20 protein-coding genes and 2 pseudogenes are annotated in these 20,502 nt (G+C 52.8%); 9 read left to right on the forward strand and 13 right to left on the reverse strand.

Annotated features, from left to right (window positions below):
- Nucleotides 1–135 precede the first annotated feature (135 nt).
- A pseudogene (locus tag AC5S26_RS27520) lies at nt 136–600 on the reverse strand (low affinity iron permease family protein).
- Nucleotides 601–621: 21 nt separating this feature from the next.
- Nucleotides 622–1,116, reverse strand: coding sequence for a YciE/YciF ferroxidase family protein (locus AC5S26_RS27525; RefSeq protein WP_494188160.1), 495 nt, complete (start codon nt 1,114–1,116; stop codon nt 622–624).
- A gap of 320 nt (nt 1,117–1,436) precedes the next feature.
- Between AC5S26_RS27525 and AC5S26_RS27530 the strand changes: the two genes are divergently transcribed.
- The 4 genes from AC5S26_RS27530 to AC5S26_RS27545 all read left to right on the forward strand — a co-directional run bounded on the left by AC5S26_RS27530 (nt 1,437) and on the right by AC5S26_RS27545 (nt 5,205).
- Complete coding sequence (locus tag AC5S26_RS27530; protein ID WP_494188161.1) at nt 1,437–2,312, forward strand: SDR family oxidoreductase; 876 nt, start codon at nt 1,437–1,439, stop codon at nt 2,310–2,312.
- Nucleotides 2,312–3,214: a DUF72 domain-containing protein gene (locus AC5S26_RS27535; RefSeq protein WP_494188162.1), complete on the forward strand. Its 903-nt coding sequence runs from the start codon at nt 2,312–2,314 to the stop codon at nt 3,212–3,214. Before AC5S26_RS27530 ends, AC5S26_RS27535 begins: the two co-directional genes overlap by 1 nt.
- Before the next feature lie 55 nt (nt 3,215–3,269).
- Nucleotides 3,270–4,484, forward strand: a complete 1,215-nt coding sequence (locus AC5S26_RS27540; protein WP_494188163.1) for a DUF763 domain-containing protein — start codon at nt 3,270–3,272, stop codon at nt 4,482–4,484.
- Between the two features lie 91 nt (nt 4,485–4,575).
- Nucleotides 4,576–5,205: an alpha-ketoglutarate-dependent dioxygenase AlkB gene (locus AC5S26_RS27545; RefSeq protein WP_494188164.1), complete on the forward strand. Its 630-nt coding sequence runs from the start codon at nt 4,576–4,578 to the stop codon at nt 5,203–5,205.
- On the opposite strand, the gene AC5S26_RS27550 is transcribed toward AC5S26_RS27545, so the two are convergent.
- The 6 genes from AC5S26_RS27550 to AC5S26_RS27575 all read right to left on the reverse strand — a co-directional run bounded on the left by AC5S26_RS27550 (nt 5,182) and on the right by AC5S26_RS27575 (nt 10,772).
- Nucleotides 5,182–6,870: a PHP domain-containing protein gene (locus AC5S26_RS27550; RefSeq protein WP_494188165.1), complete on the reverse strand. Its 1,689-nt coding sequence runs from the start codon at nt 6,868–6,870 to the stop codon at nt 5,182–5,184. The genes AC5S26_RS27545 and AC5S26_RS27550 overlap by 24 nt on opposite strands.
- Nucleotides 6,871–6,939: 69 nt before the next feature.
- Nucleotides 6,940–7,629 (reverse strand): cysteine hydrolase family protein, encoded by a 690-nt coding sequence (locus AC5S26_RS27555; RefSeq protein WP_494188166.1) that lies wholly within the window; start codon nt 7,627–7,629, stop codon nt 6,940–6,942.
- Between the two features lie 200 nt (nt 7,630–7,829).
- Nucleotides 7,830–8,804: a hypothetical protein gene (locus AC5S26_RS27560; RefSeq protein ID WP_494188167.1), complete on the reverse strand. Its 975-nt coding sequence runs from the start codon at nt 8,802–8,804 to the stop codon at nt 7,830–7,832.
- On the reverse strand, nt 8,798–9,514 hold the full coding sequence (locus AC5S26_RS27565; RefSeq protein WP_494188168.1) for a glycosyltransferase family 2 protein: 717 nt from the start codon (nt 9,512–9,514) through the stop codon (nt 8,798–8,800). Before AC5S26_RS27565 ends, AC5S26_RS27560 begins: the two co-directional genes overlap by 7 nt.
- The gene (locus AC5S26_RS27570) at nt 9,511–10,086 is read right to left on the reverse strand and encodes an SAM-dependent methyltransferase (RefSeq protein ID WP_494188169.1); all 576 of its coding nucleotides are present in this window, start codon (nt 10,084–10,086) and stop codon (nt 9,511–9,513) included. The genes AC5S26_RS27565 and AC5S26_RS27570 overlap by 4 nt, the downstream gene beginning before the upstream one ends.
- Nucleotides 10,083–10,772 (reverse strand): PIG-L deacetylase family protein, encoded by a 690-nt coding sequence (locus AC5S26_RS27575; RefSeq protein WP_494188170.1) that lies wholly within the window; start codon nt 10,770–10,772, stop codon nt 10,083–10,085. Before AC5S26_RS27575 ends, AC5S26_RS27570 begins: the two co-directional genes overlap by 4 nt.
- Nucleotides 10,773–11,363: 591 nt before the next feature.
- Between AC5S26_RS27575 and AC5S26_RS27580 the strand changes: the two genes are divergently transcribed.
- Genes AC5S26_RS27580 through AC5S26_RS27590 form a run of 3 tightly spaced genes read left to right on the forward strand, consistent with a single transcriptional unit; the run spans nt 11,364 to nt 14,063 of the window.
- Nucleotides 11,364–12,152 (forward strand): SDR family NAD(P)-dependent oxidoreductase, encoded by a 789-nt coding sequence (locus AC5S26_RS27580; protein ID WP_494188171.1) that lies wholly within the window; start codon nt 11,364–11,366, stop codon nt 12,150–12,152.
- Between the two features lie 39 nt (nt 12,153–12,191).
- Nucleotides 12,192–12,842 carry an SRPBCC family protein gene (locus AC5S26_RS27585; RefSeq protein ID WP_494188172.1) on the forward strand — a complete coding sequence of 217 codons (651 nt, stop codon included), beginning with the start codon at nt 12,192–12,194 and terminating at the stop codon, nt 12,840–12,842.
- 27 nt (nt 12,843–12,869) lie between these two features.
- Entirely contained in the window at nt 12,870–14,063 is a 1,194-nt protein-coding gene (locus AC5S26_RS27590; protein ID WP_494188173.1) for a zinc-dependent alcohol dehydrogenase, read from the forward strand.
- A gap of 103 nt (nt 14,064–14,166) precedes the next feature.
- On the opposite strand, the gene AC5S26_RS27595 is transcribed toward AC5S26_RS27590, so the two are convergent.
- The 5 genes and pseudogenes from AC5S26_RS27595 to AC5S26_RS27615 all read right to left on the reverse strand — a co-directional run.
- On the reverse strand, nt 14,167–14,598 hold the full coding sequence (locus AC5S26_RS27595; protein WP_494188174.1) for a DUF3147 family protein: 432 nt from the start codon (nt 14,596–14,598) through the stop codon (nt 14,167–14,169).
- A 10-nt stretch (nt 14,599–14,608) separates the two neighbouring features.
- The gene (locus AC5S26_RS27600; RefSeq protein WP_494188175.1) at nt 14,609–14,947 is read right to left on the reverse strand and encodes a DUF3147 family protein; all 339 of its coding nucleotides are present in this window, start codon (nt 14,945–14,947) and stop codon (nt 14,609–14,611) included.
- 5 nt (nt 14,948–14,952) lie between these two features.
- Nucleotides 14,953–15,483, reverse strand: coding sequence for an inorganic diphosphatase (locus AC5S26_RS27605; protein ID WP_494188176.1), 531 nt, complete (start codon nt 15,481–15,483; stop codon nt 14,953–14,955).
- Nucleotides 15,484–16,221: 738 nt separating this feature from the next.
- Entirely contained in the window at nt 16,222–16,383 is a 162-nt protein-coding gene (locus AC5S26_RS27610) for a DUF3309 domain-containing protein (RefSeq protein ID WP_494188177.1), read from the reverse strand.
- Between the two features lie 253 nt (nt 16,384–16,636).
- Nucleotides 16,637–16,798 (reverse strand): annotated as a pseudogene (locus AC5S26_RS27615) (DUF892 family protein); the annotation flags it as partial.
- Between the two features lie 704 nt (nt 16,799–17,502).
- Between AC5S26_RS27615 and AC5S26_RS27620 the strand changes: the two are divergent.
- Together AC5S26_RS27620 and glgX are read left to right on the forward strand one after the other, a co-directional pair.
- A complete protein-coding gene (locus tag AC5S26_RS27620; protein ID WP_494188178.1) occupies nt 17,503–18,012 on the forward strand; it encodes a DUF4142 domain-containing protein in 510 nt (169 codons plus the stop codon).
- Between the two features lie 115 nt (nt 18,013–18,127).
- Nucleotides 18,128–20,287, forward strand: a complete 2,160-nt coding sequence (gene glgX, locus AC5S26_RS27625; RefSeq protein ID WP_494188179.1) for a glycogen debranching protein GlgX — start codon at nt 18,128–18,130, stop codon at nt 20,285–20,287.
- The last annotated feature ends 215 nt before the right edge of the window (nt 20,288–20,502 follow it).

Below are 20,502 nucleotides of genomic sequence, written 5' to 3' on the forward strand. Positions count from 1 at the left end.
GACAAGGATGCGACAAAGTCGCGGAATGGAGGAACAACTAAGTACTGGGCAACGAGCACTCAACTCCAGAGAGCTGAACGTCAATGCCTCACAGTCGTAGGATGCAATTTATTCCTGCTGTCGCGAACTATTTTTCTATTGCTTATCGAGGCGAAGCGAAGAGCGTTCCTCATCGCAATCGGATCGCATCTGCGTGTAGTTCTCGTGGATTGTGTCAAGCTCTTCGTCACTGAGCTTCTCGATGTCCATCATCTCGTTCTTTGCGTTGTCGATCGCGTAAATTAACTCATCGAGCTTGAGGTTGATGGCGTGCGCATCACGGTTCTGAGTGTTCTGAATGATGGAAACCATCAAAAAAGTGATGATAGTGGTGCCGGTATTACTCACCAACTGTCATGTATCGGAGTAATGGAAAAGAGGCCCAGTTAGCGCCCAAACGAGGATGATGACAATTGCACCGACAAAGGCCCATTTAGAGCCAAGCCAATTCGAAGCACCCGAAGCGAACTTTCCAAACGCATCGCCTTGCCGTTGACTGCGACCGCTATCGGCCACGAGTTTAGTGACTTCAAGTCGACTCGTATTATCTAGATTCCTCATTTGAGTGTTAAGGGCGGCTGTTCAGCCCTCCTGCTTGGCCTGGTTGTTAACCTTCTTTGACGCGCCAGTCAGTGTTTTGTCCGCGTTCTTCTCTTCCGCCAATGTCTCATCGAGGAGGGCCGCTACTTCCTTCTGTCCAAGTGCTTTCGCGAATTCGCGAGCCGAGCCGTACCCGGCCATCTCGTAATGCTCTACTCGCTGGCAGGCGGAAATGAGAGCAGCGTCCCGCACCAGGCCCTTTTCGGTGTCTTCCAGTACTTCAGAACCTTCTTCAAGAACGCCTTTCATGCCGACACAGGTCTTGCCCGACATCTTTTTGCCAAGCAGTTCGCCGATCCTCTCAAGGCGAGCGACCTGGCCCCTGGTCTCTTCGAGGTGATTTGTCAGCCCTTGTTTCAGCTCAGGTGTTGAAACAGCTTTGATGATTTTAGGGAGGGCGCGAACGATTTGCTTCTCCGCCGAATAGAGATCTTTTAACTCATCTACCAAGAGTTCTTCTAGAGTTCCTACGCTCATGCTTCACCTGTATCAAGTGGAATAGATTCCGTGAGGTGAGATATGGGAATGGAAAAAAGAGTTGTACAGTGACCACGGCGAATTTGTTACTCAGGCATCTAATGAAAGTGATCGTCATGGCTACGCCTCCGCCGCTCTCCAACCCATGGATCGACCGTCCACCCTTGATGCCAGAACCATTTCGAGAACACCCTAAACTGACACCCAGATCGACCAGATAATTCAAGTCAATCCAGACTCTGGCCGGATAAGGGTCGGGCTACGGATTCTTGAACGTGGTTCGCTGTTAGTGCATCACAGAATGGCAAGGGAGAATCGCCATGGGCATCGATCCGCGGGAAATAGGACCAAAGCCGCCCTTTCCGAAACAAGAACAGACTCATCCCGGAACCGTCAAAAAACTCAATCCGCCTGCTGACCACGGCGAAGAGAGCTACATAGGCACGGGTAGGCTGAAGGGCCGTGCGGCAATCATCACCGGAGCCGATTCAGGCATTGGGCGGGCGGTTGCTATTGCATTCGCTAAAGAGGGTGCGGATGTGCTGTTGAGCTACTTGCCAGAGGAGGAGCCGGACGCTGCAGAAGTTGTTGCTGTCATAGAAAAGGCCGGGCGCAAAGCCGTAAAGCTTCCTGGCGACATTCGCAAGCCCGAATATTCGCAGGCACTCGTCAATACTGCATTGAAAGAGCTTGGCCGACTGGACATTGTAGTGAATAACGCGGGTTTTCAGATGACGCATGACAAGCTAGAAGATGTACCGCTCGACGAGGCAAAGCATACCTTCGATACCAACATCTTCGGCACATTCGCTCTCACTCAGGCTGCGCTCAAAGAGCTGAAGCCGGGTGCCTCTATTCTGAACACAACTTCAATCCAGGCATATCAACCGGGCGAGAATCTGGTAGCTTACGCTGCTACGAAAGCAGCAGTACTTAGTATGACGAAATCGGTCGCGAAACTAGCGATGGAACGGGGGGTACGTGTAAATGCCATTGCACCAGGACCGGTATGGACGCCGCTGATTCCCTCGACGATGCCGCCCGAAAAGGTTGAGAAGTTTGGCGAAAATACCGTTTTCAAGCGGCCAGCACAGCCGGTCGAGTTAGCCAAGCTGTTCGTCTTTCTGGCCAGCGATGATGCGAGTTATGTCACTGGGGAAGTCTTCGGCGCAACGGGTGGAAGGACACCGTACTAGTGGCCGGTAAAGTGCGCATCGGTATTTCAGGATGGCGCTACGCTGGTTGGCGGGGCGTGTTCTATCCACCGAAACTAACACAACGCAGCGAGCTTGCCTTCGCCGCAAAGAACTTCAACTCGATTGAGATCAACGGGACGCATTACTCCCTCCAGCGACCGGAATCTTTCGCACAATGGGCGGCAGAGACGCCGGATGATTTTGTATTCGCAGTGAAGGGATCGCGGTTCATCACGCACATGAAGAAACTCCGAGACGTCGAAGAAGCTCTTGCGAACTTTTTCGCACAGGGTGTTCTGCTTCTGGGCAGAAAGCTGGGGCCGGTACTATGGCAGTTTCCGCCGCGGTTTGTATTCGATCCAATGAACTTAGAGACTTTCTTCAAAATGCTACCGCGAACGATGAAGCAAGCAGCTCAGCTCGCTGCCGCGCATGGGTCAAAGTTGCGTGGCCGGGCTCATACAACCATCGAACGAGGAACCACAAAGCAAGTGATCCGGCATTGCGTCGAAATCCGGCACGAAAGTTTTGCTGTTCCGGAGTTCATCCAACTGCTACGGCTATATAGCATTGGCTCAGTTGTAGCGGACACAGTGGAGTGGCCATTATTGATGGACGTGACCACTGACTTCGTCTATTGCAGGCTACATGGGTCGGAGCAGCTCTACGCGAGCGGTTACGACGATAGAGCCCTCGATGTCTGGGCCGACCGTGTGGCCGCTTGGACAAGAGGAGGCGATGCGCTGAGTGGCCGCTTCGCTTGCGGGGAACGGTGCGAAAAGATTCCGGCGCGTGACGTTTATGTCTACTTTGATAACGACATGAAGGTACGAGCTCCTTTTGATGCCAAGAGCCTGCGCGAACGGGTGCAGCGGCGGTTGGATCCGCAAATTCTCGCCTGATCGGTAAGCTTGATTTAAGGCGAATAAAGAGCGAAAATACTAGTTGAACAACGATATGAAGCGCTCAGGCACAGCCGATCTTCCACTTCACGGCGGGCGTGTGCCTGCTTGGCTCGCAACTCGAATGACAGAGCTGGGTACTGCCATTGCCGAACAGGTCATCCTGAACTATGGACAATCCGAATTTCTTACTCGATTGAGCGATCCGTTCTGGTTTCAGGCGTATGGCGCCGTGATGGGTATGGACTGGCACTCCTCCGGAATTACTACCTCTGTGCTCGGAGCGCTGAAGCGCGGAATTAATCCGCGTTTCTCGGAACTTGGTTTGATGGTATGCGGCGGCCGTGGTCGACACTCCGTTCGTACACCAGAAGAGTTGCGTGCATTTTCGTTAAAGACTGGGCTCGATGGTGATACTTTGGCACGCACAAGCCGATTAACCGCGCGCATTGACAACAACGCGCTTGCCGATGGCTTTCAACTCTATCTGCATTCTTTCGTAATAACTCAGTCGGGGGAGTGGGCTGTCGTGCAACAGGGGATGAATTCCGACAACCATATGGCGCGGCGATATCACTGGCATTCGGCAAGTGTGCGCGATTTCGTGTCTGCCCCGCATACAGCCATCGTAGGCCAGCCACAGGGCGAGATACTCAACCTCGTTGACGTACGCGCAGTGAAGGCCCAGAGGGCGTTGCTCACGATTGTGAAGGAACCAGTCACGAGTGCCTTGAATGAGGCCCGTAAGCTCGTCATGCCGTTGCACCATGACGTTCGAGCCAAGGATGTGGACCTGAAACGATTAGGCGCAGTTTTGGCCGTTGCGCACGAGCAAGATCTTCGCGACTTTGCCTCGTTACTCCTTGTTGAGGGGCTTGGGCCGCGAACGTTACAATCCCTGGCGTTGATTGCGGAGGTCGTTCATGGAGCACCAGCGCGCTTCTCCGATCCAGCACGCTTTTCGTTCGCTCACGGCGGCAAAGACGGACATCCGTTTCCCGTTCCACTCAAGACCTACGATGAATCGCTCGGGGTACTGCGACGCTCTCTTGAGGCGGCTCGCCTCGGCCATACTGAGAAACTTGAAGGTTTCCGGCGTTTAGATCGGTTAACCCATAAAGTTGAGAAAGAGCGCGAACCGCTAGCGGAATTCGACGTTGCGATCAGACATGAGCGCACGATCTCCTCTACCGTCGGAGGGCGGACGGTGTTCGATGACAAAACGCCAAAGAAGACAACCATTCCGACATCACAGTTGGGTTTGTTTTGAAGAGCACCTCTAGCACTCGAAAGGCTTTGGTGGATGCGACTCGGTGTTCGCGATCAGCCCAGGGGGGGTGGGGATAAAGGAGCGAAGTTCCATGACTTCTGAAAGATCACTGTTTCCTGAACTGGTCTCTAAACAGCGAGGTCTCCTGCCTGACGGCTTTCGGTATGAAGAAGACATCATCAGCGAAGCTGACGAAGCCATTCTGGTGAAGTCTCTTGCCACGCTTGACCTGAAGCCGTTCGAATTTCATGGCCATTTAGGCAATCGCCGCGTCACCTCTTTTGGGCTTCGATACGATTACGCACGACGTGCCGTGAAGGTTACGGATGGATTTCCGGCTTTTGTTGCCGACCTGCGGAACAAAGTGGCTAAATTTGTGGGTCGGAAGGTCGACGAATTTCAGCAAGGCGGAGTTAATGAATATCCGCCGGGAGCCGGGATCGGCTGGCATAAGGACAAGCCCCAGTTTGGTGTCATCGTCGGCGTTTCGCTCCTGGCCCCCGCGACTCTGCGCTTCCGTCGTGAGGAGGGAACAGGTTGGATCCGAGCGTCTCAAAGGCTCGAGCCGCGCTCGATTTACATCCTGGAAGGTGAGGCGCGAATTACATGGGAGCATAGCGTTCCGCCGGTGGATGCCCTGCGATATTCCTTAACTTTTCGGACCGTCGCAGAGGGTTTCAAAGTTGATACTCAGAAACTATCTCTTGAAAAGTTGGGTTAGCTTTTCCAGAGGTTGGCAATTTAATACAGAAGTTTTTTCGAGGCCGGCCCTCCTGGCCTGTTCGATTCCGTAGCGGATCGTACCAAATTCGTGAATGCTGTGTGCATCGGTGGATATGGCGATGAGTATGCCGAGTCCTGCTGCAACTCTCGCGTTTTCCGCCGAAAGGTCCAAGCGGTCTGGACTTGAGTTTATCTCAAAGAAACAACCAACCTGCTTTGCGTGGGCAGCGATACGCTCCATGTCGATCTCGTAACCAGGGCGCTTCAAGAGAAGTCGGCCGGTAGCGTGTCCGAGGATCGTAAAAAATCGGTTGTCCATTGCGCGCAGGATCCGCTCGGTCTGTTTCTCCCTTCCAAAGGCGAAACGAGAATGGATCGAACAGACGGTGTAATCCAACTCGCACAGCAGTTCGTCCGAATAGTCGAGTCCGCCGTCCGCTAGGATATCGACCTCGGCCGATTTGAGGACACGAATTCCATTGAGATGCTCATTGAGCTGGTCGATCTTTCGAATCTGTATCCACAGTTTCTCTTCTGATACGCCGCCCGCGATCTTCAGGCTCTGCGAATGATCACTGATGCCGATGTACGTATATCCCGCGTCTTTCGCTGCAGCTGCCATCTGCTCAATCGAATTTGATCCATCACTTGCCTTAGTGTGCATATGAAGGTCGCCTTGGATATCCCCTTCAGTTACGAGAGTAGGAAGGGTTCCTCGACGGGCCTGGCTGACTTCCTCTAGCCCATCTCGCAGTTCGGGCTCGATGAAGGCGATATCGAAGTTATCATAAAAGGATCGTTCCGTAGAAAATGAGCCGTTGGCTGCAAGAGAAGTCAGGTTGCCACTAACTGCAACGAGCTTCTTCAAATGAGCCTTGCTTCCTGTGTTCCGGATCAATGAAAGACCCCAGTTTCTCGCCTCAGCCAAGCCAATACTCAACAGTGGTCCAGAGGAGAGCGCAAACACCGCCGACTCCTTCGCGGTTTCCACGATTGACGTTCGCCCCCCGTAACGCTCCATTTGGACGGTCAGTTTGGCAAAATCCTCTGTCTCCACTACAAACGAAAGTTCTTCAATCACTTCCACCCGACGCCGATAGTCGCCAACTGCCTGGGCGCGTGTGGCGCCAGCACGCTTGAGTAGATATGTCTCGATTGACAAGACCAAGTCATGCGCGTGATACAGAAGAATGGCACCCGTTTGCACGAGTCCTTGTCTGACGTGCTGAGCCATTCGCGAACCGAAAGTCTGTTCAATAAGGCCGTTCTCCAATGCTTGGTGTAACGCTTCAACCGATGAAATTTGAAGCTTCTTGAAGATGCGCAGGACTCGTTTGGGATCGAGCCTCGAATAGCTACTGATACTTAGAAGTTCCGGGCTCGCATTAGCCCGCAACTTCTCAAGACTTCCGAGGGTCCCGGTCAGAACAATCTCGCGGATGGCAGCGCTGATAGCCTCTCCGATGCCGGAGTACACAGTAAGATCCGCACTACTCCGGACGAGTTCGTCGATGCTTTCTCCCAGGCCCCGAATCGTATTTGAGGCACGCCGGTATGCCTTGATTTTGTAGGGATTAGCCTTCTCCATCGACAATAGTTGCGCCAATGTTGAGAGCCGATCCGCAATCTCCGCGTTGGTAAGAGCCGGGATATTGTTCTGCATAGTCACATACCGATCACGAGCGACACCTTCTCTCGCCGTCGATGCATACTAACTCCGATTGAAATGGAACTAGCATGCCCCATCGGCCCGCTTCGAGATTTGCGCTGCACGAACGAGATTGGGCAACCTGAGCGAAGTCGAACGCCTGAGGTTCGCTCCAACCATTGCCTCCAACTGTCTCAGGGCCTGAGCGTGTTCCTTTTCATTGCGCGCACACGAGCAATCCGATGGAATGTATATGTCGAAGCCGCGCATGTTCGCGTCATGCGCCGTGACGGTGATGCAGCTGTTGGACGTCAGTCCGGTCAGAATCAGCGTCTCCACCTGCAGATGCTCCAGGAGCACCTGTAACGGCGTCATGTAGAACGCGGAGTGCATCGGCTTCAGCACGAAGTAATCTTCGCCGTCTGGGAGCAGCGGCCGTACAAACTGCGAACCCTTGGCCTCCAGGCAGCGGCCCATCAACACCGCCTTTTCGCTACGCCAGTCGCCGAAGTTGTCGTTCACATACAATACCGGGATGCCCATCTCACGCGCGCGCGTTTTCAGCCTCACTAACGCATCCCTTATTTTGAGAGCCTCCTCCAAAATCGCATCCCCATCTGGAAACTGAAAGGTGGTTAAAACGTCGATCACTAGCAGCGCAAGAGGCACTGGTGAAGGGCGCGTTTGTGCATGCTTCCGAGATTTCATGTCATTTGTGATGCCGGCTCTGGGATCACTTGCCAAGCGGAAGGGAAGTTTGCGATCCGCGTTCATTAGTGATCGTGGTAGGCCCTGAAATCTAAAGTGTTGTCCAATCAGACAGCACGCGACCTGTCTTATGCGAATGCCTTTAGAATCTGACCCTTAGCAGTTTAGATGGAGCATTCGGCATGATGCGCCGAATTGGACGGTAGGTTATAGATGGTTCCCGGGTAGGCAGCGTTCGGATCGGCTCTACTTAGTCTTGTGTTGACTCAGTCTTTACCCTCTGACCCATCTCCGGCCTTAGCACCAACGAGTCCAATAATGCTTCTTCCCAGCGCTTCAAGATCGCGTTCTGCGTGCGATTGCCTCAGATAAAGATCTAGCTCTTGATAGCGGCGAGAGACGTCCTCGTCCATTGCGATTGGGTGCGGCCCATAGGCTCGCGCCAGCCGTCGAATGACCTCCGTGCAGGCTTGTTCCACTAGGTGTCTAACTGTCAGAGCACGCTGCATTCCTTCTTCTCGATTATGTGGGCAAAGGTCGATCTGATGTCCTGCCGAATCTAGGTACGATTTGAGGGCCCAGATGGATGCGTGCATCGCTCCGAGATGCGCCATGGTATGAGGATCCTGTCTCTGCTGCCGCCTGGCATAGTCGACGAGGCCAGCCGCACCGCCCGCCCAGCATGCAGCAGGACCGCATGCCCCGTGCCAGAATCCGGGGCGCTCGAGATACCATTTCGGCTCGCCGATCAAGTCGCTTCTGGATATAGGCACGTCGTCAAACACGGCGGTTTCTGTCCTCGTGTCACCGAAGGCTATCGTCTTCCATGCCGAACCATCAAACCGAATGAGATGAGCGTTTAGACGCAGATCGATATCGACCAATCGATGCTCACTTCCGCCTACAGTGAGCAATGCCCGATCAATGAGGCCTGCCCCACTGCAAAAGGCCTTGTGTCCGCTCACTTGAAACGAATTCCCGGAACTGTTCAAAGTGAGTTGCTGGCCTGGCTTCTCAGAAGCCCATACTCCATACATGCAGTCTGGCTTAGCCTCTCGACCGCTTTCGGCAAGAATTGCCACAGCATCCCAATGAGCTTCGGCCAGTCGGGCCAGAGAGAGGTCGGTTCGCCCGATGTCGAACAAGCGCCTGTGGCGTTCTGCGGTAGACCCGGCCCCGGGCAACGGGAGACTGTCTCGAAGCAGAGCGCTTAGAGTTTTCGCCTTGTCCGCGCTCAGCATGCTCTGACCTCATCATGAGAGGCCAGAGCGTCGGCGAAGCCGTGTGGCGCGCGACCAACACGCCGGCCGCTTGTGACGACGTGAATACGTGCGGTGGAATGCCGCCGCGAAGCAGATCGTACTAGACGGTTCCAAAGATCGTGGTCCTCTGCAGTCTCTAGATCTCGCCAGCCACCTAATTGAAGATACGTATCCGCTCGAACACCAATGTTCGCCCCGTGTACATGAGGGTGAGATCCATCGGAGTGGATGACGTAGCTGTCGCGAAAACGCATATCCGTGCCGGCGCCATGCTCTTCAAAAGAATCTACGCTAACGATGCCTGCAATCGCTTCTATTCCGTCCTCAGCGATAGCAAGCTGATCAACCAGCCAGGTCTTCGGCACGCAACAGTCGGCATCCGTATTGGCAAACCAACACCGGTCGAGCGGGCCCAAGTACCGCTCGAGAGCAACTCTGGCAGCTAATGCGCGGACATGCCCGACCATTGCTGCGTTGGTAGTTATGACTATGCCCGAGTCGACGAGCATATACTCTGCCAACTCAAAAGTCAGATCAGTCGAGCTGTCGCATGCCACAACAATGTCGGTCGTAACAGAAGGAGGGAGAAGTGCGCACGCATCCAACACTGAGTTCAAACATCTCCAGATCAAAAGCTCTTCGTTTCGAGCCGAAATTAGAACTGCAACATGCCATGTAGGCGAGGTCATTTGCACACCCACTTATCCAGGAGGAATTTTTGGTGATCTTCGTTGTGTTTATGAATCAGTCTCTGTGAGCAGGAAATGATTTTGTGCACCGTCGATCCATTCAAAATATGGTCGGGTGAAGAGCCCAGCCAATGCACTGCGAGGAAGACCGATCCGCTTTGCATATGATCGATGAGTTGGTCTGCCAACGCCTCTAATTGCAACTCGTCGAAGTAGTATCCGATCTCGCTAAAGATAATAAGGTCAAAGGTTTCCGAAGGGACGTCCGACGGCAAGGTCCCCTGTTTAATGGAGACATTGGAAAGTTTGCTGCATCGTCGAGTTGCTTGTTCGACTGCAATCGATGAGATATCAATAGCAGTAACGTGTTCACTAATCATTGCCAACTGCTCAGTGAGAACACCGATGGAACATCCCGGCTCAAACGCCCGCTGATATCTGCGGTTCGCCAATGCTCGGAGCGTTACCTGATATCTTCGAAGTTCATACTCGCTGGAGGCGAAGCTCCATGGATCATCGCTTTGGAGATAAAGACTTTCGAAGAATTCGCGGCTAGTGGTGTGTGTGTTCATGCGGGAAGAAATATCTCAAGCGGCTTTCTAGCTGGCCACAATAGATCATCGGGAAGAATCGGTTTCCCTGATGGATGTTCCATTTGTGATCGATGCAAATCTAAGGCCTCAGCCTTCGCTAGTTGAGCTTTCACGCTAAGTGCAACAGATATTAAGGGCAGACCGTTAAGAAGTTGTGGGGTTCCTCGATGCCAAGTCCAAAAGAAGTAAAAGGTTAGTGCAGCTCCCGATTGCATTGCCACCGCAGCAGCCGCTCGCCCACATGCCTCATGGTCAGGATGAAAATCTCCCGTCCATGGCGCAAAGATGTGAGTCTCGCGAGAAACTAAGGGCGTGAGGTGTTCGACCAATCTTTCTTCCTCAGCCGAAACCCCACTATCTGTGAGTTTGAGCCGTTTGATTTGCGAGGCGTATACGCCCAGCCTCTTCAAAGCCAAGGTTTGTTCATCAGATCGACGAAGAGAAATATCAATACCATCGTTGTAAGCCTTTTCCCCGTCGGTTACAGCGACGACTTGCACCCGTGCTCCTTTCGAAGTTTGCGTTGCTATGAGTCCCCCGATGGAGAGGGTCTCGTCGTCTGGATGTGGCGCGATAACGAGCATGGGTTTGGCGGATGGCTGCCAAGGTACCGCTGACCTCCAGGTGGGAATCCATTCTCTTTCTGAGAAAATTGGCTCAATCATATCCTCGTTCTGCGATAGGGCTCAGTTGAGGCCTCAGCATGTTGTTCTCGCCTTAGGCTCCCGTGCAATTGGGCACATTCTGCATTCGAACGGCTTGCCTCAAATCATTGCGGGGACAAGCACTCTGCAAAGAGTACCTATGTATGCGATGTGACGCTGTCTGACGAGGTGCTGTTGCTTCTCGCTACTAATTGCAAAACGTCCCGATAGGGTGACCCACCAGGTGATGCGCACCTGGTTCGGGGACAAAACGGTATGTAATTTCCATATTGTATTAGGCTACTTTCTTTCATTCTTGTTGCATCACAGGTGAAGTACGCCGAACGCAGATCCCCAGGGGCAGGGTTAAATGCCCACTCGAAGAGATACAGCAAGGCCGACCGGCAGACATACGATGGGACCTAAGCTGCCCTCTTCTTAACAGCGGCATCAAGAAATCCCGGGCACAGTACGCCAATTGGATTCTCATGCCGAGTATTCGAACGACCAGCGCTCAAACCAGTTGAATCGAAAACCTTGGTGTTTTGTGGCGTTGGAAGACACAGCTTTAGATCGGTCGCTCACTCTTCAGAAACACATAAGGAATCTACTATGTCGAAAGGTCTTGCACTTGTAACTGGCGCGTCGAGCGGTATAGGCAGGTCGTTAGCCGATGAACTTGCTGTGCGAGGATACGATCTCATCATTACTTCAGCGAGTGAGCAACTCGATATCGCCGCAGCGGAGCTTAGACAAACCGGTGTTGATATCACGGTAGTACGCGCGGATCTGGCATCGTCCGAGGGGGTAAAGCTTCTCTGGGATGAAATCGGTCCTCGCAATATAGATGTCGGTTGTATCAATGGGGGTGTAGGAGTGGGTGGCCTGTTTGCGGAGACCGAGCTCGAGGCCGAGCTCAACATGGTGAACCTGAATTGCGTGGGGACTGTTCAGCTCTCGAAGTACGTCGTTAAGGAGATGGTAGCCCGTGGAGCAGGGAAGATATTGTTTACGGCGTCCATTGCCGGAGAAATGGTGGCACCTCGGGAAGCGGTGTATGCCGCAACCACGGCCTTTGTCTTGTCTTTCGCTCATAGTCTGCGATACGAGCTTAAGGATACGGGCGTTTCCGTTACTGCGCTACAGCCAGGGCCGACCAACACTAATTTCTTCCACCGTGCGGGTATGGACAATACAGAGGTAGGGTCGAAGGGTAAGTCCGAAAGTCAGCCCCGAGAGGTTGCTCGTCAGGGTCTGGATGCTTTGTTCGCCGGCGAGGATCACGTCTACGCAGCCTCAGCGAAAACCAAGCTTGAAGGCATGCTTGCCAATGTTACACCCGGTGTATTAAAAGCGGCCATGCACGAGAAGATGGCGAAACCTCTTGAAGAACGTGGATAAGCGCATTCCTATCCCTCACGCAATTCCAAGGAGAATACGATGTCGAAGCCTTTGAGTGAAAAGCTTAATTTAGAACAACTGCCGCGATCAGGTAGTGCCGCGGTGATCCTCGATGGAAGGTACCTTGCGCCTCCAGAAGATAAGGATGGCAAGATCTGGGCCAGGGCGACCGCTCGCATCCAAGTCGAGGCTCAGATCTTGTATGAGATGTGGAGAGATGTGGAGAAAGCTCCTCTGTGGCAGGAACAGATCGTTAGCGTGGTTAGGACCGGCGATAAGACATCCCACTGGTCGATGAAGTCAGGTGACAACACCATCGAGTGGAACTCTGAGGTTTTGGCTGATGAACCTGGAAACCGCCTCGCTTGGCGCTCAATCGGTGGTGAGTCAGAGAATGCTGGAGAGGTGATTTTTGAACCTGCTCCCGGCCAACGCGGTACGCAGGTTACTGTATTGCAAGAATTCCGGATGGGAAAACTTGCAAGCGCTTGGGAAACCGTTGTTGGTCGAAATCCGAAGCAAGCAGTGATTGAAAATCTTCGCCACTTTAAAGCTCTTATGGAGACCGGCGAGATTCCTCGCGTTGAGGGCCAGCCTCATGGACCTCGCGGGTCTGTCGGAAGCCTTAAGCAGTCGGCGTATGGCGAGAAGATTCCAGCACCGCCCGCGACGGATCGGGTAGCAAGCTAACAACGAACGAAACTCAGGAGACAAGATATGAAGGCACTCTGTTGGATGGGAACCGGCAAAGTAGAAACATTGAATGTGGCCGACCCCACGATTCTCAATCCCCATGATGCAGTTCTTAAAGTCACGAAAACCGCAATTTGTGGATCTGATCTCCATCTCTTCGACGGCTTCATCCCGACGATGGAATCAGGCGACATTCTTGGTCACGAGTTTATGGGAATCGTGGAAGAAGTAGGAAGCGCGGTTTCGAATCTGAAGCGAGGCGACCGGGTCGTTGTTCCATTCACGATCGCCTGCGGCAGCTGCGAATTCTGTAAAAACAAGCTGTGGTCGGCCTGTGACAACACAAATCCTAACGCTCATCTCATGGAAGCTGCTTATGGATACTCGGGGTCTGGATTGTTTGGTTACTCGCACATGATGGGCGGATATGCCGGAGGTCAAGCGCAGTATGTGCGTGTGCCGTTTGCAAATGTGGGTCCCTTGAAGATAGAGAGTGACCTGCCTGATGAAAAGGTGCTCTTTCTATCTGATATCTTCCCAACTGGCTATATGGCTGCAGAGAACGCTCAAATTGAGGAAGGCGACACCGTCGCTGTATGGGGCTGCGGACCGGTAGGCCAGTTTGCGATTGCCAGTGCGATGATGCTGGGCGCCTCTCGTGTCATCGCCATCGATCGAATCCCGGAACGACTCGAATTGGCTCGATCCTTAGGCGCAATAACAGTCGACTACTCAGAGGATGATGTCAGTGTGCTTGTCGCGTTAAAGGATTTGACGGGCGGAGTAGGGCCGGCTGCCTGTATCGATGCTGTGGGCCTAGAAGCTCATTCGACGGAACTGCAGGGCGTCTACGACGTCGTCAAAAATGCACTTCTCTTGGAGACTGACAGACCAGCCGTTCTAAGGCAGGCTATTCAGGCTGTGCGAAAAGGAGGAACGGTTTCAATTCCGGGAGTGTATGGAGGCTTGCTGGACAAAGTCCCCTTTGGCGCAGCTTTTGGAAAGGGAATCACAATGAAGATGGGCCAAACCAACATGCATAATTATATGAAACCCCTTCTAGAAAGGATCGAGAAAGGGCAGATCGATCCTAGTTACATCATCTCCCATCGAATTACTCTCGACGAAGCCCCGGAGATGTACAAAGTGTGGCGCGACAAGAAGGACCGTGTCACAAAGATCGTCATTGACCCATGGGTAGAAAAGGCCGTCGCATAAACAGAGCACGCAGGCGGAAATCCCTTCTGAAACCCAGAAGCCAAATAAGTTGAGGTCGGCACCAGGAGTGCGGACCTTAATTTACTAATGCCTCGATACCGCATCAGAATGCCCGAAAGATTCGATATCGTCTTAGGTTCCAAAGGAGGAGTGCCAGTAACAACCAAGCTAGTGTTGCGACGGCTATTGCGAAGGTTGCGTCATAAGCCTTCAATAACCACCACGAAGCGGCAGCAAATCCCATCAAGCCAAGGGCGCCGAGAGCTGCGCCTGCCGAATCCATGCTTGCGGCCAGGCGTCCACGGGCAGCACCGTCAGCTCCGATCTTCGCCTTCTTTTCCTTCTCATGACTTTCAATCAAACTGGCTCCGGCAGGAAAGATCGCCGGAAATGCAAGAAATAGCCCTCCAATGACGGGACCGAATCGTTTCCCTATGAGGCCAGCGATAACCGTACAAAGGCCACCGATTAGAAACCTGATTGCATACTGGTGAGGCTTCGTTTGTTTCAACGCTGCTAAGTGGCCAGAAATCACAGATATATCCTTACTTCAATAGCCTGTATAGACCGAGTGTGCCGAGAAACCAAATTGGCAGCAAAGCCAACGTCGTCATTAGCGTTGATAAAGGCAGCCGTCGCAAAACAAAACTCGATGCGGCCGCGTAGATGAAAAAGGCGCACGCACCTACGATCATGGATCGCGATTCCAGTGCAGCATACGCATTACCGTGCTGATGGACCATTAGCCCAAGCGTCGCGAGAGCAATAGATGGGGCAGCGCCAAAGAGTCCGGCAAAGCTCTTCGGACGCAGAACCTCTCCCAATACAGCGAAGAGACTGACAACGGCGCCGCCGATCAAAAACCTAAACAGAATCTCGCCCATATCGGCTATGCAGCTTTCTTAGCCTGTTTGATCAAACGCATTGCCTGCTTGGTTCCTCGACATCCTAGGAGGCGATACTCCTTGCCTTCGAGATTGTGATAGTTGACGAAGAAGATCTGGAGCTCTTTGACCCATTTGTTGGGAAGATCCGACAGCTTCCGGATTGCCGCATACATATGCGTTGCTTCGGCAACGGCGACAAGCCTGTCATTCCGAATCTTTTTCTTGCCGTCGAGTTGCTCGCCTTCTATAACTCCGATCAGTCGGGCTCTCACAGCCACACCGGGAAAAGCGGGTTGGTCCATTAGAAGAAGGACGTCGATGGGATCGCCATCCGGGGCTAAGGTTTGAGGCAAGAAGCCGAAATCGTAAGGAAACACCATGCCTGCGGGTAAAACTTTCTTCAAGGCGAAGACGGACTGTTTGGGATCAAACGCAAACTTGTTCCGGCTCTGTGCAGGTGTTTCGATGATGACCTGAATGAGATCGTCATCCTCAATGGGCTTTAGTATGGTAGGGTTCGCGAGCGACTTCATGAGAGATTCCTCTTACTTTTATGAGAAATGGCGTAGTCTTCTATGGAGTTTTGATGCATCCTGGACACACGCACGTGGAGCAGTCGCATCTCATTTGTCGATATGAAAACGATCCGCACCGACGAGATAGAGATCGCATACCTCAATGATGTGCCGCCAAACGGCAAACCGATCCTGCTTCTTCATGGCTGGACCGAGTCTCCGGTGGGTTTTTAGCAAATCTCCGCTGGCCTTCACAGAGCAGGGCTTCCGAACGATTGCATCGTTTCTACACGGATTCGGAGGGACGCGCTTTCTATCGTCAGGCACCCTCGGACCGGGACCGCTGCTGCTGTTGCTCAAGCGCCCCTCAATCTTTTGGACGGCCTGGACATTCAGGTCGGTAACGATTGGGGGCACGCAGTGGCTATACCATGCTTCCGTCGCGAGCTTGGGAGATGGTCTAGAAGGCGGTAGCGACATGCGAGGCCAATGGAATTCATCTTTTGGGCTGCATACGGTAGATTCGCAGATCGCTAGGGTAAGGGTCTCTCTGTCGGTGATATCAACGGCAAGATTGACGGAGAGAGGAACAGGGAAGCAGGATGATGCACAAAAGGCAACTACTTCGCCTGGGGATCAAGCGATCGGTAAGACAAAAGCGGCAAGAAGACTGGGTAAGGAAGTTCCCTCCGTCAAAAGCGATCCTGAAGAAGGGCTAGGGAGGCGTTGGGTTGCTCGCCTCCCTTACCAGACAAGCTAGATCCGAGTCCGTCCCCTGCCATAGAGAAGATAGACAGCGATCAGACCGAGGATGATACTCAACCCTCCGCCGCCATAATAGCCAACGCCCGGCCCCATATAATATCCGCCGCCGCCTGCAACAATTGCCAGTACGACAATGAGAAGAATTAATAGCATAAACACCCCTTTGATTGTGGCAAATAGCGATCCGGTATCACCCACAGCAGAACTGCTGGGTGCATTCAATCCAATGAAATGGGTGCGACCAGATTCACATCTTGGATGCCAAAATTAAGGATTACGGAGGGTCATCAACCCACTCCTCGGAAGCGGACTCCATTGGTTGACCTTTAAATATCGAAGGCGCCTTGTGAAGGGAAGCCGCTCTAGTCCGAACTACCATAGTGCTCAACTCGTTGGCATGCAGAGATCAGCGCGCATCTCGCACGATTCCCTTCTCCGTGTCTTGAAGCACCTCTGATCCTTCCTCTAAAACACCTTTCATGCCGATACAAGCCTCACCTGTCATTTTCTTGCCGACAATCTCCCCGATCTTCTCCAAGCGGGCGACCTGCCCCTTCGCCTCTTCTAGGTGGCTTGAAAGGGCATCTTTTAGTTCGGGAGAGGTTCCTGCATTATTTCTACGCTCATATGTCTCCTCTGGGTATAGGTGGTCCGCTCGATGAGATTGCGAAGCTCACCACTTAGTTGCCTTTCTTTTATAAGGATGCGCTGGAGGATGCCACAGCCTTCAAAAACAGCGTCCTACTCCGCATACGAGGAAACGATCATGTCTGGTTTGCCGCCGATTCCCTATAACCCCTCTTATAGACAATCTACCGCTCGTTCCAGAGCCGCCTCAAGACAAGCGCGATCCCAATATTCCAGATGATCCGCCAATCGACCCCGACGCAATACCGCTTGAGCCGGATGATCGATAACTTGGCTCCATTCCGCTGAAATATGCAAGGCGCCAATCCCGGCCTACTCCTAAGAGGACGTAGCCAGTGAAGTCCAAATCCAGTCCTGCTAAACCACAAGACTTACGTCGGGAGCACAGGACCGCCGCGTCGTCGGACAAGGGAATGGAGTCTTGTAAGCTTATCGACCCCCTTGCAGTGGTCGGACGGGCGTTTTCATCAGTATTTTTGCTGCTTCTGCTATGCAGGAGAGCTCGCGATCCACGGGAAGCATCGCGTTTGTTGGGCTGAGCAACCAAGCTCACCCACGGGCACTCGTATTAATCGGTGCCCGCATCTATCCAGCGAAGACATAGCGCCCCATGGAGTATCCGATATGAAAAACCTGAGAAGAATCGCTTCAATCGCCGTCGTCCTGGGATCGTTAATGACGATCACGGCCAAAGCACAATCGCCGTCAGATGACGATAAGAAGTTTCTTGCCACGGCGGCACAATCCGACGTCAACGAAATCAAACTGAGCGAGCTCGCGGAACAGAAGGCAACCAACCCCGCTGTAAAGGCATTCGCAGCAAAGATGGTCACGGAGCATAAGAAGATGAGCGCGAGCATGAAGCCATTTGCCCAGTCGTGGGGTCTCAGCGCGCCTACCGATCTAGACGATGATCACAAATCGGACTACGCGAAGCTCAATGGCCTGTCAGGTGCTGATTTTGATAAGGAATACATGGATCTCATGGTGTCCGATCATTCGAAGGCCCTCGATCTATTTACCGATGAAGCAAAGAACACCAAAGATCCCAAATTCCGCGCAGCAGTGGTAAAGGGAAAAACTATGGTCGCCGCACACAAAAATATGGCATATGACCTGAAGAAGAAGCTATAGATTTCCTTCAAGCTCGCTTTCAACTGCATGAAGGGGTTGTCTGCACAAATGATAGGGCCCCTCAGGCCCCCACGCTGACAACCCCGAACAACTCGGGACGAGACAAGCGATCTTCTTGAAGAATGGCATCCTAGAAACTATGAACCGTACCCTTCTTCCTGGACGCCCCTATCCTCTAGGCGCCACCGCTTTAAGTAAAGGGACCAATTTCGCGATCTTCTCTCAGGATGCGACACGGGTCGACCTGTGTCTATTCGATAGGGATGGCAATCAGGTTGACTGTATTTCTCTTCGCGAGCGGACAGCGTTCGTTTGGCATGGGTTTGTACGAGACGTGAGACCAGGCCAACTCTACGGGTATCGAATCGAAGGCCCGTGGGAACCGGAGAAGGGACATCGATTCAACTACAACAAACTCCTTGTTGACCCTTACGCTAAAGCCATTGCCGGCAAGGTTGACTGGAAGGCACCTATTTTCCCATACGATCTCCCCTCCGGTGACGACCTGAAGATGGACACCCAAGACAGCGCGAACGGGGTTCCTCGAAGTGTAGTAGTCGACACCAAGTTCGATTGGGAAGATGACTGTCCACCGGAAACACCTCTTGCTGACTCAATTATCTATGAGGTCCATGTAAAGGGTTTTAGCGTGCGAAATCCGATCGTCCCAGAGGAGATCCGCGGTACCTATGCGGGGCTCGCCCATCAATCGAGTATCGACTACTTCAAAAAGCTCGGGGTGACAGCCGTCGAACTGTTGCCTGTTCATCATTTTATCGATGAAGGGCATTTGATTGATAAGGGTCTCGTGGACTACTGGGGGTATAACACCCTGGGATATTTCGCCCCAATGTCCCGATACAGCTCTTCCGGAGATGAAGGCGGTCAGGTCAACGAGTTTAAGAAAATGGTGAAGGCGTTTCACGCGGCAGGAATAGAGGTCATCCTGGACGTGGTCTACAACCACACCTGCGAAGGGAACCACATGGGTCCAGTGCTGAGCTGGAAGGGCGTCTGCAATAGCACCTATTACAGATCGGTTCAAGACAATCCCCGTTTCTACATGGACTACACAGGTACTGGGAACACGCTCAACGTTCGCAATCCGCAAGTCCTCAAGATGATCATGGATTCTTTGCGCTACTGGGTTACAGAGATGCACGTTGATGGCTTCCGCTTTGACCTAGCCGCCACCCTTGCCCGTGAGTTGCATGATGTCAGTAAATTGTCTTCCTTCTTCGATACGATTCATCAAGATCCGACCCTAGCGGATGTGAAACTGATCGCCGAGCCCTGGGATGTGGGCGACGGGGGCTATCAGGTTGGCCAATTCCCCGTTCTTTGGGCCGAGTGGAATGGCAGATATCGTGATACTGTACGGCGCTTTTGGAAAGGCGACCCTGGCCAGCTCTCTGATTTTGGTAACCGACTAACTGGATCCAGCGACTTGTATCAATTCGACGGCCGCAAACCCTATGCCAGTATTAACTTCATCACAGCCCACGACGGCTTCACCTTGTGTGATCTGGTTAGCTACAACGGAAAACACAATGAAGCAAACAAAGATGACAACAGGGACGGCACCGATCAGAACGATTCCTGGAACATGGGCGTCGAAGGCCCCACAGACGACGAAACCATAAATCGGATGCGGGAGCGTCAGATGAGGAACTTTCTTGCAACTCTGATGCTCTCCCAGGGAGTACCGATGCTGAACGGGGGCGATGACATAGCCCGTTCTCAGCAAGGCAACAACAACTGCTACTGCCAAGACAACGAACTCACATGGCATGACTGGAACCTTGATGGTTATCGCGAACGCATGCTCGACTTCACCGGCAAGCTGATCCACTTTCGCCTTGAGCATCCGAACCTTCACCGTCGCAAATTCTTTCAGGATCGCGAAATCCGGAGAAAAGGAGAGAACACAATTATTCAAGACATCGCCTGGTTCAACGCAGACGGGAATCAAGTTTCGGATGAGGTCTGGAATACTGCCTGGAGTCGTTCCATCGCGATATTGCTCAACGGTCAAACGCTACAAGTCATCGACGAAGAGGGCCATCCCATCGTCGACGACACATTCTTCCTCGTTGTAAACGCGGCTCAAGATGGAGTTGAATTCACGCTTCCACCTTCTCCTTCCGGAAAACCCTGGTGTCTGGCCATTGATACGGAGAACGCCGAGGATCCATTCGGCACTGCTGAACTGGCCGATAAGATCATCGTCGGCGGCCGCTCTCTAAAGCTGCTTAGCGATGCAGAAAATCAATAGAATTCCTTTCTTAGGATCCAGGTGGGCATCTTTACAAAACGTTCTTAGCAACTTTCACTTCGCCTCTGATCCTACGTCCTACGCTCGACCGTTCTCGCGTGCTATTCCAACTAGACCGACACCTCCTTGTTGCACAATTCACCTTGCGTCGGACCGGGATACCGTGATCGGTAAGCGCCGTTCAATAGCCTGAATGGATTTGGGACATCACACGG

The sequence above is a fragment of the Edaphobacter sp. FHG110511_03 genome (assembly GCF_059115365.1).

What these genes read in the sequence shown, in the direction of transcription:
- AC5S26_RS27525 (WP_494188160.1), bottom strand. Translation starts at nt 1,116, where the DNA reads ATGAGCGTAGGAACTCTAGAAGAACTCTTGGTAGATGAGTTAAAAGAT.
- AC5S26_RS27530 (WP_494188161.1), top strand. Translation starts at nt 1,437, where the DNA reads ATGGGCATCGATCCGCGGGAAATAGGACCAAAGCCGCCCTTTCCGAAA.
- AC5S26_RS27540 (WP_494188163.1), top strand. Translation starts at nt 3,270, where the DNA reads ATGAAGCGCTCAGGCACAGCCGATCTTCCACTTCACGGCGGGCGTGTG.
- AC5S26_RS27545 (WP_494188164.1), top strand. Translation starts at nt 4,576, where the DNA reads ATGACTTCTGAAAGATCACTGTTTCCTGAACTGGTCTCTAAACAGCGA.
- AC5S26_RS27550 (WP_494188165.1), bottom strand. Translation starts at nt 6,870, where the DNA reads ATGCAGAACAATATCCCGGCTCTTACCAACGCGGAGATTGCGGATCGG.
- AC5S26_RS27555 (WP_494188166.1), bottom strand. Translation starts at nt 7,629, where the DNA reads ATGAACGCGGATCGCAAACTTCCCTTCCGCTTGGCAAGTGATCCCAGA.
- AC5S26_RS27560 (WP_494188167.1), bottom strand. Translation starts at nt 8,804, where the DNA reads ATGCTGAGCGCGGACAAGGCGAAAACTCTAAGCGCTCTGCTTCGAGAC.
- AC5S26_RS27565 (WP_494188168.1), bottom strand. Translation starts at nt 9,514, where the DNA reads ATGACCTCGCCTACATGGCATGTTGCAGTTCTAATTTCGGCTCGAAAC.
- AC5S26_RS27570 (WP_494188169.1), bottom strand. Translation starts at nt 10,086, where the DNA reads ATGAACACACACACCACTAGCCGCGAATTCTTCGAAAGTCTTTATCTC.
- AC5S26_RS27575 (WP_494188170.1), bottom strand. Translation starts at nt 10,772, where the DNA reads ATGATTGAGCCAATTTTCTCAGAAAGAGAATGGATTCCCACCTGGAGG.
- AC5S26_RS27580 (WP_494188171.1), top strand. Translation starts at nt 11,364, where the DNA reads ATGTCGAAAGGTCTTGCACTTGTAACTGGCGCGTCGAGCGGTATAGGC.
- AC5S26_RS27585 (WP_494188172.1), top strand. Translation starts at nt 12,192, where the DNA reads ATGTCGAAGCCTTTGAGTGAAAAGCTTAATTTAGAACAACTGCCGCGA.
- AC5S26_RS27590 (WP_494188173.1), top strand. Translation starts at nt 12,870, where the DNA reads ATGAAGGCACTCTGTTGGATGGGAACCGGCAAAGTAGAAACATTGAAT.
- AC5S26_RS27600 (WP_494188175.1), bottom strand. Translation starts at nt 14,947, where the DNA reads ATGGGCGAGATTCTGTTTAGGTTTTTGATCGGCGGCGCCGTTGTCAGT.
- AC5S26_RS27605 (WP_494188176.1), bottom strand. Translation starts at nt 15,483, where the DNA reads ATGAAGTCGCTCGCGAACCCTACCATACTAAAGCCCATTGAGGATGAC.
- AC5S26_RS27610 (WP_494188177.1), bottom strand. Translation starts at nt 16,383, where the DNA reads ATGCTATTAATTCTTCTCATTGTCGTACTGGCAATTGTTGCAGGCGGC.
- AC5S26_RS27620 (WP_494188178.1), top strand. Translation starts at nt 17,503, where the DNA reads ATGAAAAACCTGAGAAGAATCGCTTCAATCGCCGTCGTCCTGGGATCG.